Genomic DNA, 15,608 nt, shown 5'->3' with positions numbered 1-15,608 from the left:
GCCACTGACAGCCGGAAAATCACGGTGCGTCCGGCCCCGTCGGGACCGTAAGCTGTATCGGCCATCTTTACGCCTTACCGGAGTCCCACGTGCCTAGCCCCTACCGCGCCATCTTCGCCGCCCCCGGCACCAAGGGGTTCTCGACGGCCGGCTTCCTCGGCCGGATGCCGCTGTCGATGATGGGCATCGGCATCGTGACGATGGTGTCCCAGCTCACCGGGCGGTACGGACTCGCGGGCGCGCTCTCCGCGACCGTCGCGCTCTCCGCCGCCGCGATCGGCCCGCAGATCTCCCGGCTCGTCGACCGGTACGGCCAGCGCCGCGTGCTGCGGCCCGCGACCCTGGCGTCCCTGGCCGCGGTCGCCGGGCTCCTGCTCTGCGCCAAGTACGAACTCCCGGACTGGACGCTCTTCGCCTTCGCCGCCCTCGTCGGCTGCGTGCCGAGCGTGGGCTCGATGATCAGGGCGCGCTGGGCGGTGCTCTACCGGGACACTCCGCAGCTGCACACCGCGTACTCCTTCGAGTCCGTGGTGGACGAGATCTGCTTCATCTTCGGGCCGATCATCTCGATCGGGCTCTCCACGGTGTGGTTCCCGGAGGCAGGGCCGCTCCTGGCCGGGGTCTTCCTCGCCGTGGGTGTCTTCTGGCTGACGGCGCAGCGGGCCACCGAGCCCGTGCCGCACGGCCGTGAGCACCACACCAAGGGCTCGGCGCTGCGCTCCGGAGGGCTGCAGGTCCTGGTCGCGACCTTCGTGGCGACGGGTGCGATCTTCGGGTCCATCGACGTGGTGACCGTCGCGTACGCCGAGGACCACGGTCACAAGTCGGTGGCCAGCCTCGTGCTCGCCGTCTACGCGCTCGGCTCCTGCCTGGCGGGAGCCGCCTTCGGGCTCATGCACTTCAAGGGCGCTCCCGCACCGAGATGGCTGCTGGGTGTGTGTGCGATGGCCGTGAGTATGATCCCGCTTCAACTAGCCGGGAACCTTCCGTTTCTGGCCGTGGCGTTGTTCATCGCGGGCCTTTCCATAGCGCCGACCATGATCACGACGATGGCCCTCATCGAACAGCACGTACCACGCGCGAAGCTGACCGAGGGCATGACCTGGGTGAGCACCGGACTCGCGGTCGGCGTCGCGCTCGGCTCCTCAGCGGCCGGCTGGGTCATCGACGCGGCCGGATCGGACGCCGGGTACGCGGTCCCCGGTCTTTCCGGGGCCGTCGCGGTGGCGGTCGGGTTCCTGGGGTATCGCCGGCTGAAGAAGCCGGTTCCGCAACGGGGAGGGACCCATGAGCACGGCAACGGGCACGGGCAGCGGGAAGAGCACAGCGGCGTGGCGTAACTGGGCGGGCAACGTCACCGCGCGCCCGGCCAGGGAGGTCACCCCCGCGTCGGTCGACGAGCTCTCCGCCGCGCTGCGTCAGGCCAAGGACGAAGGCCTCAGGGCGAAACCGGTCGGCACCGGCCACTCCTTCACGGCGGCCGCGGCGACCGACGGCCTCCTGATACGCCCCGAACTCCTCACCGGTATCCGGAAGATCGACCGCGAGGCCGGCACCGTCACGGTGGAAGCGGGCACGCCGCTGAAGCGCCTGAACGCGGCGCTCGCCCGCGAAGGCCTGTCGCTCACGAACATGGGCGACATCATGGAGCAGACGGTCTCCGGCGCGACCAGCACCGGGACGCACGGCACCGGCCGCGACTCGGCCTCGATATCCGCACAGATCACGGCACTTGAGCTGGTCACCGCGGACGGCACGGTCCTCACCTGCTCCGAGAAGGAGAATCCCGAGGTCTTCGCGGCGGCCCGGATCGGCCTCGGCGCACTCGGCGTGATCAGCGCGATCACTTTCGCCGTGGAGCCCGTCTTCTTCCTCACCGCCCGTGAGGAGCCGATGACCTTCGACAAGGTCACGAGCGAGTTCGACGCGCTCTACGCGGAGAACGAGCACTTCGAGTTCTACTGGTTCCCGCACACCGGCAACTGCACCACCAAGCGCAACAACCGCAGCGCGGGCCCCGCCGCCCCGCCCGGCAAGGTCAGCGCCTTCGTAGAGGACGAAATTCTCTCCAACGGCCTCTTCCAGGTGGTCAACACGATCGGCAGGGCCGTCCCCGCGACCATCCCCGGCATCGCCAAGATCTCCAGCAAGGCGCTCTCCGCCCGCACCTACACGGACATCCCCTACAAGGTCTTCACAAGCCCGCGCCGCGTGCGCTTCATGGAGATGGAGTACGCCGTCCCGCGGGCCGCCCTCGTCGAGACGCTGCGCGAGCTGAAGACGATGGTGGAGCGCTCGAACCTGCGGATCAGCTTCCCCGTGGAGGTCCGCACGGCCCCCGCGGACGACATCACGCTCTCCACGGCCTCGGGCCGGGAGAGCGCGTACGTCGCCGTCCACATGTACCGGGGCACGCCCTACCAGGCGTACTTCACCGCCGCCGAGCGGATCTTCACCGCGCACGAGGGCCGGCCCCACTGGGGCAAGATCCACACCCGCGACGCCGACTACTTCGCGCGGGCCTATCCGCGCTTCGCCGAGTTCACGGCCCTGCGCGACCGCCTGGACCCGGACCGCATGTTCGGCAACGACTACCTGCGCCGCGTCCTGGGCGCCTGAGGACCGGCGCCGCCTACGGGGTGGCGGTCTCTCCCTCCTGTGCGTCGTTCCCGTTGCCGGTGTCGCCGCCGCTCGACGGGGTCGGCGTCGGAGTCGGGGTGGGGGTCGGCGTCGGGGTCGGGTCCGTCTTCGAACCGTCGTCGTCCCCGGAGTCCGTGCCGGAGCCGGAGCCCGTGTCGGGGTCGTCCTTCGAACCGGAGTCCGAGTCGCTGCCGTTGTCCGGAGTCTGCGAGTTCGTACCGTCCGGCTCCCGCGACGCGCCGCCGTCCTGCTGCGAACCGTCGTCCGTGCCCGTGGAAGGAGCGTCGGACGGCTGCCCGGAGGGGTCGGTCGAGGGCGTGGGCCGGTCGTCCGACGAGCTGTTCCTGCCCGAGAATCCGTTGCTGATCGTGGTGCCGTGGCCCCCGCTGAAGTCCTCGCCGGAGACGATCTCGTACGTCGTGATGCCGGCCATGGCGACGCCGAAGACCACCGCGGCCGCGATCAACGGCCGCTTCCAGCTCCGGATCTGTGTGCGATGCGTGGTGCCGTGGGTGAACTCGTCCGAGGGCAGCGGTGGCACCGCCGGCTCCTCCGGCACGACCGGGGCCGCCTGCCGCAGCACGCGCGTCGCGTCGTCCCGGGGCAACAGCTGCGTGGCATCGACGGATCCGAGCATCTGCGTCTTCTCGGCGTCGGCACCGGCATCGGCGGCTGCGCCCGCCACAGGCAGCAAGGTCGTGCGGTCCGCATCGGCGTCCGCGTCTGCGTCTGCGTCTGCGTCTGCGTCTGCGCCCACGACCGGCAGTACGTTCGTGCGATCCGCGTCAACGGCGGGCGGCAGCGCCGAGGTGGCGTCCGGTTCGACCGTTCTCCCCCATGTCGTCGTCACGGGCCCGGTCCCGGTGTGCGCCACCGCACCCGTGTACGACGGCGCTCTGAACGTCTCCGCCACGGGCGCACCCGAGCCGTCGGTCAGCGGGACCTGACGCGCCCTCGGCTTGGCCTGCACCGTGACGTCACGTATCTGCTCGCCCGTGCGACGGAAGAAGTGCTGGAAGAGCGTGCCGCCGCAGGTCGCGACGGCACTCACCACGCCGGCGCCGAGGATCGTGCCGTAGACACCGAAGCTCGATGCGAGCTTCGCCGCCACGACAGCGGCCACCGCGCTCCCCGCCACCTGCGGCACACTCAGGTCGAGGCGCCCCTTCTCCTTCGGCTCCGTCGAGTCATCCGGCTCCGCCTGGCCCTTCGACTCCTTGTCGGAATCCGGCTTTTCACGCATCTCCGACCCTTGCCTGCCTTTCTCGACTGACTGCACGAGAAGGGACGTATGGGTGAAGTGGATAGTTCCGTTTCTGGAGATTCCGTGAAGTGCGCCACTCGTGTACCACCCTGCCCGGGTATCCCGGGGCGCCAACTCCCGTCCCCTGCGAGAAGTTCGGCGGCGCGGCGGACCACCCGCGTGGCCCGAATGGAGTACTGTTGCGAGCCCTGGGTCCGGTCTCCCACCTGGGTGCCCGGGGCCTTCCAGGACCGCCGGGAGGGGGCTCGCTGCACAGGGTGACCAAAGTGGTCACTGAGAGTTGCGAAAAGGTAACCGTGCCATAACGGCGACCTTGGGCCCATGCCCGACACGCCGGGCAACTCGGCAAGGTTGTGGCAGGCTGCACCCGGGCAGGCCACACTCGACTAGCGGAAGCAGCGACGCACGTGACGTCGGCAGGCACCACCCGGGAGGTCCCCATGCCCGAACTGCGTGTCGTGGCCGTCAGCAACGACGGCACACGGCTGGTGCTCAAAGCTGCGGACAGCACGGAGTACACGCTTCCGATCGACGAGCGGCTGCGCGCCGCGGTGCGCGGCGACCGCCCGCGCCTCGGCCAGATCGAGATCGAGGTGGAGAGCCACCTCCGCCCCCGCGACATCCAGGCGCGTATACGTGCCGGTGCCAGCGCGGAGGAAGTCGCCTCTCTCGCCGGAATCCCCGTCGATCGCGTCCGCCGCTTCGAAGGACCCGTGCTCGCCGAGCGCGCCTTCATGGCCGAGCGGGCCCGGAAGACCCCCGTGCGCCGTCCCGGCGAGAACACCGGACCCCAGCTCGGCGAGGCCGTCTCGGAGCGACTGCTCCTGCGTGGCGCCGACAAGGAAACCGTCCAGTGGGACTCCTGGCGCCGCGACGACGGCACCTGGGAGGTCCTGCTCGTCTACCGCGTCGCGACCGAACCGCACTCCGCGAGCTGGACTTACGACCCGCCGCGGCGGCTCGTGCAGGCCGTGGACGACGAGGCCCGCTCGCTGATCGGCGAGACGGACGACATCGCCGCGCCCGAGCCCAGCTTCCCGTTCGTGCCGCGCATCGCCCGGCTGCCCCGGGACAGGCCCTCGCTCGACCGTCCCCTCGACCGCGCCCTGGACCGGCAGTTGGAGCGCCCGAGCGTGCCGCTGTCCCCGGAGCCTTCGGAGGAGACCGCGGCCACCGGCGCGACGGCCGCCGTCTCCGAGTCGGAGCGGGACTCGCTCACGAGCCTCCTGGAGGCGGTGCCGAGCTTCCGCGGCGACATGATCGTGCCGGAGCGCCCCGTGCCGCAGCCCACGGACCTTCCGCCGGTGCCGGTTCCGGTGGAGGAGCCCGAGCAGGACCCCGAGGCGGAGGAGCCCCCCGCGGCATCGGCCGGCGCGGGTTCCGCGTACGCGGACGTCCTGATGCCGCGCTCGGTGGCCAGCCACCGCGACCGCCTCGTCGGCACCACCGACCGCCAGGCGGAGGCCGACGGCGTCCGCCCCGGACGGCGCGCGGCGGTGCCCAGCTGGGACGAGATCGTCTTCGGCACACGCCGCAAGAAGCAGGAGTAGCACGTCGTCCGAACGGCCGGGGCCCCGCATTCGCACAGTGCGGGGCCCCGGCCATGTGCCGTGGGCTACTGCGGATCCGGGCCCTTGGCCACCGGACGGGACTCGTCCGACGACCACTCCGACCACGAGCCGACGTACAGCGACGCCGGGATGCCCGCCACCGCGAGGGCGAGCACCTCGTGCGCGCCGGACACACCTGAGCCGCAGTAGACGCCGACCTCGGAAGTCTCGGATGCGCCCAGGGAGTTGAAACGTTCCGCGAGGTCGGCGGCCGGCCTGAAGGTGCCGTCCGCCGTGACGTTCTCCGTGGTCGGGGCGGAGACCGCACCCGGGATGTGGCCGCCCACGCGGTCGATCGGCTCGACGTCACCGCGGTAGCGCTCGGCCGCGCGAGCGTCCAGAAGCAGCCCGGAGCGGGCCAGGGCCGCCGCGGCGTCGGCGTCCAGGAGATCCGTGGTGTTCGTCTCGGGGGCGAACGAGCCCTCGGCCGCCGGGCGCTCGTCGCCCGACTCCAGCGGGCCGCCCCACGCCGCCAGCCCGCCGTCGAGCACCCGGACCGAAGGGTGCCCCGTCCAGCGCAGCAGCCACCAGGCGCGTGCGGCGGCCCAGCCCTGCCCGCCGTCGTACACGACCACGTCCCGGCCCGCGGAGACCCCGGCCGCCCGCATCACCGCTGCGAAGTGCTCCACGTCCGGCAGGGGATGCCGGCCGGCCGGGCCCGCCGGGCCCGCGAGATCCGCGTCCAGGTCGACGAAGACGGCGCCCGGGATGTGCCCCTTCTCGTACTCGGCCCGCCCGTCGAAGGCGGGGGCGCCGGCAGCCTTCGCGGTGCTCAGCTGCCAGCGGATGTCCAGGAGCACTGGCGGGTTCTCGCCCGTCAGGTCGCTGGCGAGTTCGGTTGCGGAGATGATGGCGTTCATGGGCCCCATCCTTGCGTACGGGGTGGCCGCGTCGGCCAGGTCCGGCTACCCTGCCGCCGGACGACCGCCGAACACGCGGCGTACGGAACCGGGCACGCCGTGTACTGCCGAGCGACACCACTGAGCAATCGCGCGTCAACGGATGAGAAACGGCAAACCGGGCATCCTCTGGGCGGAGCCGGGGCAAGCGGCGCGGCCGGGGCGCGCGGCGCCACAGGCGGTGCGAGCATCTGCACGGGCGGGCAAACGCGCGGCGTAGGCACGCGCGTTCGAAAGCGGAGCCTAGCGGCCACCATGACGGGCCGAGGAGAGAGTGACGATGACGGAGGCACGGGGGTCGACGGGTCAGCGTGATGGCTCGGGGGCCGTCCGCCGCGCGCCCGGCACACCCACCTGGGTGAGCCTGATGGTGCATGGCCTGGCCACGACCCAGGAGTTCTACGGAGCGTTGTTCGGCTGGGAGTTCCGGCCTGGCCCGGAGCAGCTCGGGCCCTACGTACGGGCGCTGCTCGACGGCCACGAGGTCGCCGGGATCGGGCAACTGCCGCCCGACCACCATCTGCCGATCGCCTGGACGCCGTACCTGGCGTCGGACGACGTGGACGCGACGGCCGAGGCCGTGCGGCACTGCTGCGGCACGATCGGCGTCGGCCCGCTGGACGCGGGCCCGGCCGGGCGGATGGCCATCGCGGTGGACCCCGCGGGCGCGGTGTTCGGCATCTGGCAGGCGGCGGAGCACCTGGGCTCCGCCCTCGTCGGTGAGCCCGGAGCCCCGGCCTGGAACGAACTGGTCACCCAGGAGACCGCGGGCGTCGTCAAGTTCTACCAAGCGGTCTTCGGATACACGGAAGAGGCGGTCGTCTCGGCCGACTTCGACTACGTGACACTCCAGGTCGACGGACGGCCGGTGGCCTCGGTGCACGGCATGGGCCAGGCGCTGCCGCGGGACCGGGGGGCGCACTGGATGACGTACTTCGAAGTCGCCGACGTGGACGAATCGGTACGGCGGGTCATCGAACTCGGCGGCCACGTCGTCAAGTCCGCGCAGGCGGGCGCCCATGGGCGGGTGGCCACGGTCGCCGACCCGGAGGGCGCGGTCTTCACGCTCGTGCGCTCGGAGGGCTGACCCCGCGAGACCTGCCGTACGTACGGTCACCTCCCGCCGGGAGCACTGCCGGGGAACCTGGACCAGAAGTGGTCGACGATGTCTTCGAGGTAACGCCGCCCCGTCTCGCCCGACGCGGCGGCGTTGCCGACCCGGCCGAGGGTGGCCGTCAGGAGGGACTGGTACTCCTGGTGCATGGCCTTCAGGGGCTCCTCCAGAGCGCGGCGCTCCATGGAGAGCAGTTTGGCGATGGGGCGGATGTGCGCCTGCCACCGTGTGTTGACGGCTTCCCCGAGGAGCCGGGCGAGTTCGTCCTCCAGGCCGGTGACGGCCACGAAATCCCGTGGCCCCAGCTTCAGCACGGCCCCGAGGTGGGCCGACTGGCGCCGGTTTCCCGTCCAGGTGTTGGTCTCTTCCATGTGCTGGTAGGCACGCACGTCGAGGCCGGTCGCCCGGGAGACGTCCTCGATGGCGAGCCCGCTCGCGAGACGGTGGTCCCGCAGAGTCCGCGGGGCGCCGATGAGTTCATGGGGCGCGCACCACAAGGCACCGGCAAGCGCGGCGAGCTCGTTCGACGTGGGTACCGCCCTGCCCTGCTCCCATGCGGTGACATGTTCCGGCGATACGTACTCCAGGCCGTACGAGACACGCATGCCGTAGGCGACGTGGCCGGGGGCCATTCCTAGCTTGTCGCGGAGCATCCGGGCAGCCCGGGCGTTGAACGGTGGTGGTGGGTGCACGGGGCCAGACACTATGGAGTTACGGCCGTTAACTCCACGTCACCTGTCGCCTTTGTTTCGGTTTTCGCGTAAGCGTCGCAGTCAAGTTCGTAGGAACCGACAAGAGCTCTCTTGCCCTTTACTGCCCAGTAATGAGGCCGAAGTTGAGGGTGTGACGACCCCCCGTATGATCCGCTCGCGAGGCGCCGCATGTGCGTTCCCCCAAATACCGCTCGCATGCTCTCGGTGCCCCTCCGTCACACGTCCCCATTTGTCGGTCCAGGAGAAACGTTCATGACGACCAGCGCGACAGGCCCGTCCGGGCCGTTCGGCCAGCCAGGCACCGCCGACGCGCCGCCGGTGTATCCCCGCGGCCCGCTCGACCGGTTCTTCCGCATCACCGAACGGGGTTCGACGTACGGCCGGGAGATACGCGGCGGATTCGCCACGTTCTTCACCATGGCGTACATCCTTGTGCTCAACCCGATCATCCTCGGCAGCGCCGAGGACAAGTTCGGCAACCAGCTGGACGCGGCCCAACTGGTCACCGCCACGGCTCTCGTGGCCGCGGTGATGACCCTGATCATGGGCGTCGGCGGCAATCTGCCGCTCGCACTCGCCGCGGGCCTGGGGATCAATGCCGTCGTGGCGTTCCAGATCGCGCCGCTGATGAGCTGGGACGACGCGATGGGTCTCATCGTGCTCGAAGGCCTGCTGATCTGCGTCCTGGTGATGACCGGCTTGCGCGAGGCGATCATGCACGCCATCCCACAGCCGCTCAAGCAGGCCATCAGCGTGGGGATCGGCCTGTTCATCGCGTTCATCGGCTTCGTCGACGCGGGGTTCGTCACGCGTGTCCCGGACGCCGCGAACAGCACCATTCCCGTCCAGCTCGGCACCGGCTCACTGACCGGCTGGCCCATGCTCGTGTTCTGCCTCGGTGTGCTCCTGACGGTCGTACTGCTCGCCCGCAAGGTGAAGGGCGCCATCCTCATCAGCATCGTGGTGACGACGGTCCTTGCCGTGATCGTCAACGGGCTCGCCGACGTCAAGTCGTGGGGCCTGACCGCGCCGTCGATGCCCGACAAGCCCGTCGCCGCCCCCGACTTCGCCCTCCTCGGCGACTTCGACCTGTTCGGCTCCTTCGGGCAGGTGAGCGTCCTCACGGTGGTTCTGCTCGTCTTCACCCTCATCCTGTCGGACTTCTTCGACACGATGGGCACCATCGTCGGCGTCACGGCCGAGGCCGGCCTCCTCGACGAGCGCGGCCAGGTCCCCGGCCTGGGCCGGGTGCTGCTCATCGACGGTGCGGCGGCCGTCGTGGGCGGCGCGTCCTCGTCGTCCTCCGCCACCACGTACATCGAGTCGGCGGCCGGAGTCGGGGAAGGCGCCCGCACCGGCTTCGCGAACCTGGTCACCGGCGGCCTCTTCGGCCTCGCCCTGTTCCTGACCCCGGTCCTGACCATGGTGCCCATGCAGGCCGCGTCGCCCGCTCTCGTCGCGGTCGGATTCCTGATGATGACCCAGGTCAAGCACATCGACTGGGACCGCTACGAACTGGCGGTACCGGCGTTCCTGACCATCGCGGTCATGCCGTTCACGTACTCCATCACCAACGGCATCGGCGCCGGTTTCATCGCGTACGTCGCCATCAAGGCCTGCCTGGGCAAGGCCCGCGAGGTCCACTGGCTGCTGTGGGGCACGGCGGCGCTCTTCCTCGTCTACTTCGCCATCGATCCGCTGGAGCAGCTGCTCGGGGTGAAGTGACCCGGGACTGCGGTGGCCGGGCGGCCTCGGCGGTGACGCATCCGGGCGTCACCGCCGAAGCGCTGATCAGGCAGAGGCGACAGGCAGCACATCGGGCGACAGGGCCGCCGCGTGCGCCGTGGCGCTCGTCATCCGGCGCCTGTGGTGACGGCGGCACAGCACCTCGTAACCCACCTCGTCCGCCGCCTGGTTGACGTCACCGACGACGACCTGAGCACCTTCGACGACCATCACACCGCCTATGGTGCGCGCGTTGTGCGTGGCACGGGCGCCGCACCAGCACAGCGCCTCGACCTGCAACACCTCGACGCGGTCGGCGAGTTCGACCAGACGCTGCGAACCGGGGAAGAGCTTGGAGCGGAAGTCCGTGGTGATGCCGAAGGCGAAGACGTCGAGGCCCAGGTCGTCGACGACACGGGCCAGCTGGTCGATCTGGCCGGGGGCGAGGAACTGCGCCTCGTCCACGATCACGTAGTCCGCGCGGCCGCCCTGCGAGAGGTGGTCGACGAGATGGGCGTAGAAGTCGAAGTCGTCGGCGGCCTCGATCGCGTCCGTGACGAGACCGAGCCGCGAGGAGAGCTTGCCCTCGCCCGCGCGGTCGTCACGGGTGAAGATCATGCCCTTCAGACCGCGGGCCGAGCGGTTGTGCTCGATCTGCAGAGCCAGGGTGCTCTTTCCGCAGTCCATCGTTCCGGAGAAGAACACCAGCTCGGGCATGGGGAGTTGAAGCCTTTCGGGACGTGCGGGGGCAGTACGGGTCAGGTACGGGTCAGGTACGGGTCAGCGGTCTGCTCAGGAGCGTACTTCGAGGAGCGGTACGAGCTGCTCGACGGCGGTCATCGAACCGTGCATGCCGACCAGTGCCGACTCCTTCGGCTCCCTCTCGGTGGCGATGATCGCCACGTCGTCGTGGGCCGCCGCGACGACGTCGCCGATGCGTCCGTACACCCGCTCCTCGACGGCACCGGGCGGGCCGAACCAGCCCGCCGCGATCGCCTCGTCCCGGCTCGCCACCCAGAACTGCTCGCCGAGCACCTCGCGCCAGACGGTCAGGACGTCGTTCTCCGCGCCCGGCACCGCGTACACATGGCGGGCGCGGCCCTCGCCACCGAGGAGGGTGACGCCGGCGCGCAGCTCCCAGTCCTCGTCGAAGTCGATGCGGGACTGCTCGTCGAAGGGGATGTCGAGCATGCCGTGGTCGGCGGTGACGTACAGGGCGCTGCGCGGCGGGAGCTGCTCGGCCAGACGCTGGGCAAGCCGGTCGACGTACATGAGCTGGCCGCGCCAGGCGTCGGAGTCGACGCCGAAGCGGTGGCCCTTGCCGTCGACCTCCGCGTAGTACGTGTAGACCAGCGAACGCTCGCCCGCGCCCAGTTGCTCGGCCGCGAGGTCCATGCGCTCCTCGCCGGAGAGCCGGCCGCGGAAGCTGCCGCCGCTCAGCGCGATCTTGGTGAGCGGGGTGTTCTCGAACGTCGGGGAGGACACCTGGGCGGTGTGCACGCCCGCCGCGTGGGCCTGCTGGAAGACGGTGGGGTACGGCTGCCACTTGCGCGGGTCGGTCCACGGGTTCCAGCGGAGCTGGTTCATCAGCTCGCCGGTGGCGGGGTTGCGCACGGTGTAGCCCGGCAGGCCGTGCGAGGCGGGCGGCAGGCCCGTGCCGACCGAGGCGAGGGAGGTCGCGGTGGTGGCGGGGAAGCCCGCCGTGATCGGACGTCCCGTACCGCCACGTGAGGAACTGATGAGCGAGGTCAGGAAGGGCGCCTCGTCCGGGTGGGCGCGGAGCTGCTCCCAGCCGAGGCCGTCGATCAGGAAGACGCAGTTCCGGTCGGCCGGGGCGAGTTCCGGGATGACGGGCGCGAAGCCGTCGACGCCCTGGTGGGAGACGAGCGTGGGCAGCAGGTCGGCGAGCGAGCCCGCACCGTACTCGGGCAGGGGTGCGGATTCGAGGGCGAGCGGCTGTACGTCGTCCCAGGCGGGCAGGGACATCAGCGCGCGGTGTCCGCGGTCGCCTCGGACAGCGCCTGCGCGAAGGCCAGGGTCTGGCGCACGGCGTCGGGGCCGTCGCCCGCCTCGCTGACCCGGAGGCTGAGGTCGTCGGCGGTGGAGCTGCCGGTGTAGCCGTGGTCCGCTTCGCAGTTGGGGTCGCCGCAGGCGGCGGGCTCCAGGTCGATGCGCGACACGGCGCCCCAGCCGATGGTCAGGACGACCTCGCGGGGCAGCGAGCCCGGGACGTACTTCTCGGGGTTGGCGACGACGCGGCTGACGACGACGGATGAGATCCGGCCGATCTTCACGGACTCCGTGGAGGTCGTCGCGTACGGCGTCGGGGATGTGCTGTCCGCCGCCTGCTCGTCGGTGTGGCTGACGATGAAGCGGGTCCCGGTCAGGACGAGCACCGTCACGTGCCGGCGCACTTCGTTCGCGTCGAACGTGGTCTCCTGGTGGACCAGGTACGACCCGATGGCCTCGCCGCCGATCGCGGCCTCCACCGCCTCGGCCACGAGGGCCGGGTAGTAGCCACTGCGCTCGATCGCCGCGCGCAGCCCCTGGGTCGTCGTACCGGTCTTTGCCATGCCGCCCATCCTACGACCCGGCGGAGGGCGCACGGTGCCCCACTGGCCGCCTCAGTACCCGGGCAGGGCGCGCGGACCGAGGTCGTTGCGGACGGGCGGGGGCGCGAGCCGCACGGAGGCGCCGAGCACGGAGAGGCCCCGCTGGGCGACGACCACGGGCTCCAGGGACACGGCGACCACCTCGGGGTGATCGTCCACGAGGCGCGAGACCCGCTGGAGCAGCTCCTCCAGGGCCGGGGTGTCGACCGGCGCCGAGCCGCGCCAGCCGAAGAGGAGCGGGGCGGTCCGGATGGACCTGACCAGGGAACCCGCGTCACGCTCGGTCACCGGGATGAGCCGGTGCCCGGTGTCGCCGAGCAGCTCGGACGCGGCGCCGGCGAGCCCGAACGAGAGCACCGCTCCGGCCGCCGGGTCGATGACCGCGCGGACGACGGTGTCGACGCCGCGGGGCGCCATCGCCTGCACGACGGGCCGCAGCTCGGCAGGCTTGCCGAAGGCGTCGGTCAATTCGGCGTAGGCGCGGCGCAGTTGTTCCTCGTCCGCCAGGTCGAGCCGCACGCCGCCCAGGTCGGCACGGTGGCGCAGGTGCGGGGCCGTGGTCTTGAGGGCCACGGGGTAGCCGAGCGCGCGGGCTGCCGCCACGGCCACGTCCGGGTCGGGCGCGGGCAGGGCGTCCCGTACGTCGATGCCGTACCGCCCGAGCAGCTCGCGGGCGTCGTCCTGGGCGAGCGTGGCGCCGCGGGGGTCGTCCTGCGCGGCGAGCAGCTCGTCGATCCGCCGGGCGGCACCGCTCTCGTCGATGTCCTCGTACTCGTGGACCTTGCCGGGTTCCTTGGCCTCACGCCGCCATTGCGCGTACTTCACGGCTTCGGCGAGGGCCCGGACGGCGCGCTCGGCGGCGGGGTAGGCGGGGATACGGTGCGGCTGCGCCGGGCTGGGGCGGCCTTGGGGCTCCGCGGTCCCTGCCGTCGTTGCTGCCGCCGCCGCGGGCGCCCCCGCTGCGGGCCCACCCTCCGTGGCCGCCGCCGCTGTGGGCAGGCGTCCCGCAGGGCGATTGGGGTCTCCCCTGCTCGAACGGAGTTGAGAGCTTGGGGAAGGGTGGGCACAGCCCTCACCGCCGGGCACAGTTACAGCAGCGTCAGGGCGAGTGCGCGTCGCGGCAGCCAACGCTTCGGCGAGCCCGCCGAGTTCCACGTGCACCACAGCCACCGGCTTCGCGGGGCACCCGGCAGCCGCAGCCCGCAACGCAGTGGCCAGCTCCTCACCCTCAGGAGACCCCGTGGCCCCGTCCTCCCCCACCCAGGGGATCGCGGTGACGATCACGGCATCGCAGGCGTCGTCCGACAACGCATCGGCGAGCGCGACCCGGAAGTCGTCCGGGGTGGCCCCGGTGGTCAGATCCACCGGCGGCATCGGCCGAAGCCCATCGGCGACGCACGCGTCGTACGTGAGAAGCCCGAGCGACTCGGAGTTGCCGAGAATGGCCACCCGCGGCCCCGCCGGCAACGGCTGCCCCGCGAGCAGCAGCCCCGCGTCCACCATCTCCGTGACGGTGTCGACCCGGATGACCCCCGCCTGGCGCAGCAGCGCCGACACCGTGGCATGCGGAAGCCGCGTGGCCTGCACCGCGTGCCCCGTGGGCGCGATCCCGCTGTGCCGCGCCCCCTGCACCACGACCAGCGGCTTCGCCGTCGCCGCGCGCCGGGCGAGCCGGGTGAACTTGCGCGGGTTGCCGATGGATTCGAGGTACATCAGGGCGACGTCGGTGTCCGGGTCCTCGTACCAGTACTGGAGGACGTCGTTGCCGGACACATCCGCGCGGTTGCCCGCGCTCACGAAGGTCGAGAGGCCCGCACCACGCCGGTGCAGACCGGAAAGGAGCGCGATGCCGATCGCACCGGACTGGGTGAAGAGGCCGATCCTGCCGCGCTCGGGAGGATGCGGGGCGAGCGACGCGTTGAGCCGCACCTCGGGCGACGTGTTGATGACGCCGAAGGCGTTCGGGCCGAGGATGCGCGTGCCGTACGACCGCGCCTGGCGCACCAGTTCGCGCTGCCTCTCCCGCCCTTCGGGACCGCTCTCCGCGTACCCGGCGGAGATCACGACGAGCCCGAGCACCCCGCGCTCACCGCACTCGGCGACGGCCTGCGGCACCCGCTCGGCGGGCACGGTGACGACGGCGAGCTCGACGGTCTCGTCGATGTCCCGCACGGAGCGGTACGCGGGCACACCGTCGACCTCGGCCTCCTCCCCCTCCTCGAAGTCGAAGGCGCTGTTCACCGCGTACAGCCGCCCCGTGAAGCCCGCCTCGCGCAGGTTGCGGAGCACGCTGCGCCCCACGCCGCCCGGCGTGCGCCCGACGCCGATCACGGCGACCGACTTCGGCGTGAGCAGCCGCTGCACCGACCGCGCCTCGGCCCGCTGCTCACGGGCGCGCTGCACGGCAAGGGAGCGGTCCGTCGGCTCCAGATCGAATTCGAGACGTACGACGCCGTCCTCGAAGCTGCGCTTCTGCTGGTAGCCCGCGTCCGTGAAGACCTTGATCATCTTGGTGTTGGCGGGCAGCACCTCGGCGGCGAAGCGGCGGATGCCGCGCTCCCTGGCGACGGCGGCGATGTGTTCGAGGAGCGTGGAGGCGACACCCCTGCCCTGGTGGGCGTCCTGCACGAGGAAGGCGACCTCGGCCTCGTCGGCGGGCGCGCTGGCGGACATGCCGCGCTCGTCGATGCGGTCGAAGCGCACGGTGGCGATGAACTCGCCGCCCACGGTGGCCGCGAGACCCACCCGGTCCACCTGGTCGTGGTGCGTGAAGCGGTGCACGTCCTTGGCGGACAGGCGGGGGTAGGGCGCGAAGAAGCGGTAGTACTTCGACTCGTCGGAGACCTGTTCGTAGAAGCTGACCAGGCGCTCCGCGTCCTCGGCCGTGATCGGCCTGATCCGGGCGGTGCCTCCGTCACGCAGGACGACATCGGCTTCCCAGTGGGAGGGGTATGCGTGCCGGTCCGACGGGGTCTGCATGGGCCCAGGGTACGGGTCGCGGGGGCGCCTTGGCCGGGGCACGCTAGGAGTC

The 15,608-nt window shown here is 71.3% G+C and carries 12 protein-coding genes; 5 read left to right on the top strand and 7 right to left on the bottom strand.

What is annotated here, in order from left to right; translation table 11 throughout:
* Nucleotides 1-89 precede the first annotated feature (89 nt).
* Nucleotides 90-1,340 carry an MFS transporter gene (locus tag E5671_RS33820; RefSeq protein ID WP_160507655.1) on the top strand — a complete coding sequence of 417 codons (1,251 nt, stop codon included), beginning with the start codon at nucleotides 90-92 and terminating at the stop codon, nucleotides 1,338-1,340.
* Nucleotides 1,288-2,619, top strand: a complete 1,332-nt coding sequence (locus E5671_RS33815; protein WP_160507654.1) for a D-arabinono-1,4-lactone oxidase — start codon at nucleotides 1,288-1,290, stop codon at nucleotides 2,617-2,619. The genes E5671_RS33820 and E5671_RS33815 overlap by 53 nt, the downstream gene beginning before the upstream one ends.
* Before the next feature lie 13 nt (nucleotides 2,620-2,632).
* On the opposite strand, the gene E5671_RS33810 is transcribed toward E5671_RS33815, so the two are convergent.
* A complete protein-coding gene (locus E5671_RS33810; protein WP_160507653.1) occupies nucleotides 2,633-3,883 on the bottom strand; it encodes a hypothetical protein in 1,251 nt (416 codons plus the stop codon).
* 461 nt (nucleotides 3,884-4,344) lie between these two features.
* Here E5671_RS33810 and sepH point away from each other — a divergent pair, with 461 nt between their 5' ends.
* Complete coding sequence (sepH, locus tag E5671_RS33805) at nucleotides 4,345-5,454, top strand: septation protein SepH (RefSeq protein WP_160507652.1); 1,110 nt, start codon at nucleotides 4,345-4,347, stop codon at nucleotides 5,452-5,454.
* A 65-nt stretch (nucleotides 5,455-5,519) separates the two neighbouring features.
* Here the strand turns inward: sepH and E5671_RS33800 are convergent, their stop codons facing one another.
* Nucleotides 5,520-6,374, bottom strand: coding sequence for a sulfurtransferase (locus E5671_RS33800; protein ID WP_202121368.1), 855 nt, complete (start codon nucleotides 6,372-6,374; stop codon nucleotides 5,520-5,522).
* Between the two features lie 319 nt (nucleotides 6,375-6,693).
* Here E5671_RS33800 and E5671_RS33795 point away from each other — a divergent pair, with 319 nt between their 5' ends.
* Nucleotides 6,694-7,500 carry a VOC family protein gene (locus E5671_RS33795; RefSeq protein WP_160507650.1) on the top strand — a complete coding sequence of 269 codons (807 nt, stop codon included), beginning with the start codon at nucleotides 6,694-6,696 and terminating at the stop codon, nucleotides 7,498-7,500.
* 26 nt (nucleotides 7,501-7,526) lie between these two features.
* Here the strand turns inward: E5671_RS33795 and E5671_RS33790 are convergent, their stop codons facing one another.
* A complete protein-coding gene (locus E5671_RS33790) occupies nucleotides 7,527-8,159 on the bottom strand; it encodes an XRE family transcriptional regulator (protein ID WP_202121367.1) in 633 nt (210 codons plus the stop codon).
* Between the two features lie 333 nt (nucleotides 8,160-8,492).
* Between E5671_RS33790 and E5671_RS33785 the strand changes: the two genes are divergently transcribed.
* Nucleotides 8,493-9,965, top strand: a complete 1,473-nt coding sequence (locus E5671_RS33785; RefSeq protein ID WP_237330285.1) for an NCS2 family permease — start codon at nucleotides 8,493-8,495, stop codon at nucleotides 9,963-9,965.
* 66 nt (nucleotides 9,966-10,031) lie between these two features.
* Here E5671_RS33785 and E5671_RS33780 read toward each other — a convergent pair whose 3' ends face one another.
* From E5671_RS33780 to E5671_RS33765, 4 genes are all read right to left on the bottom strand, one after another.
* The gene (locus E5671_RS33780; protein ID WP_160507648.1) at nucleotides 10,032-10,682 is read right to left on the bottom strand and encodes a thymidine kinase; all 651 of its coding nucleotides are present in this window, start codon (nucleotides 10,680-10,682) and stop codon (nucleotides 10,032-10,034) included.
* Nucleotides 10,683-10,757: 75 nt separating this feature from the next.
* Nucleotides 10,758-11,951, bottom strand: coding sequence for an alkaline phosphatase family protein (locus tag E5671_RS33775; protein WP_202121366.1), 1,194 nt, complete (start codon nucleotides 11,949-11,951; stop codon nucleotides 10,758-10,760).
* Nucleotides 11,951-12,538, bottom strand: coding sequence for a DUF5998 family protein (locus tag E5671_RS33770; RefSeq protein ID WP_160507647.1), 588 nt, complete (start codon nucleotides 12,536-12,538; stop codon nucleotides 11,951-11,953). Before E5671_RS33770 ends, E5671_RS33775 begins: the two co-directional genes overlap by 1 nt.
* Before the next feature lie 51 nt (nucleotides 12,539-12,589).
* Nucleotides 12,590-15,556: a bifunctional acetate--CoA ligase family protein/GNAT family N-acetyltransferase gene (locus E5671_RS33765; protein WP_160507646.1), complete on the bottom strand. Its 2,967-nt coding sequence runs from the start codon at nucleotides 15,554-15,556 to the stop codon at nucleotides 12,590-12,592.
* Between the last annotated feature and the right edge of the window lie 52 nt (nucleotides 15,557-15,608).

This window comes from Streptomyces sp. BA2 (genome assembly GCF_009769735.1).
GTDB lineage: Bacteria > Actinomycetota > Actinomycetes > Streptomycetales > Streptomycetaceae > Streptomyces.
Note: the sequence above shows the minus strand (reverse complement) of the source record. Positions and strands in the feature narration are given on the sequence as shown.

What these genes read in the sequence shown, in the direction of transcription:
- E5671_RS33815 (WP_160507654.1), top strand. Translation starts at nt 1,288, where the DNA reads ATGAGCACGGCAACGGGCACGGGCAGCGGGAAGAGCACAGCGGCGTGG.
- E5671_RS33810 (WP_160507653.1), bottom strand. Translation starts at nt 3,883, where the DNA reads ATGCGTGAAAAGCCGGATTCCGACAAGGAGTCGAAGGGCCAGGCGGAG.
- sepH (WP_160507652.1), top strand. Translation starts at nt 4,345, where the DNA reads ATGCCCGAACTGCGTGTCGTGGCCGTCAGCAACGACGGCACACGGCTG.
- E5671_RS33800 (WP_202121368.1), bottom strand. Translation starts at nt 6,374, where the DNA reads ATGAACGCCATCATCTCCGCAACCGAACTCGCCAGCGACCTGACGGGC.
- E5671_RS33795 (WP_160507650.1), top strand. Translation starts at nt 6,694, where the DNA reads ATGACGGAGGCACGGGGGTCGACGGGTCAGCGTGATGGCTCGGGGGCC.
- E5671_RS33790 (WP_202121367.1), bottom strand. Translation starts at nt 8,159, where the DNA reads ATGGCCCCCGGCCACGTCGCCTACGGCATGCGTGTCTCGTACGGCCTG.
- E5671_RS33785 (WP_237330285.1), top strand. Translation starts at nt 8,493, where the DNA reads ATGACGACCAGCGCGACAGGCCCGTCCGGGCCGTTCGGCCAGCCAGGC.
- E5671_RS33780 (WP_160507648.1), bottom strand. Translation starts at nt 10,682, where the DNA reads ATGCCCGAGCTGGTGTTCTTCTCCGGAACGATGGACTGCGGAAAGAGC.
- E5671_RS33775 (WP_202121366.1), bottom strand. Translation starts at nt 11,951, where the DNA reads ATGTCCCTGCCCGCCTGGGACGACGTACAGCCGCTCGCCCTCGAATCC.
- E5671_RS33770 (WP_160507647.1), bottom strand. Translation starts at nt 12,538, where the DNA reads ATGGCAAAGACCGGTACGACGACCCAGGGGCTGCGCGCGGCGATCGAG.
- E5671_RS33765 (WP_160507646.1), bottom strand. Translation starts at nt 15,556, where the DNA reads ATGCAGACCCCGTCGGACCGGCACGCATACCCCTCCCACTGGGAAGCC.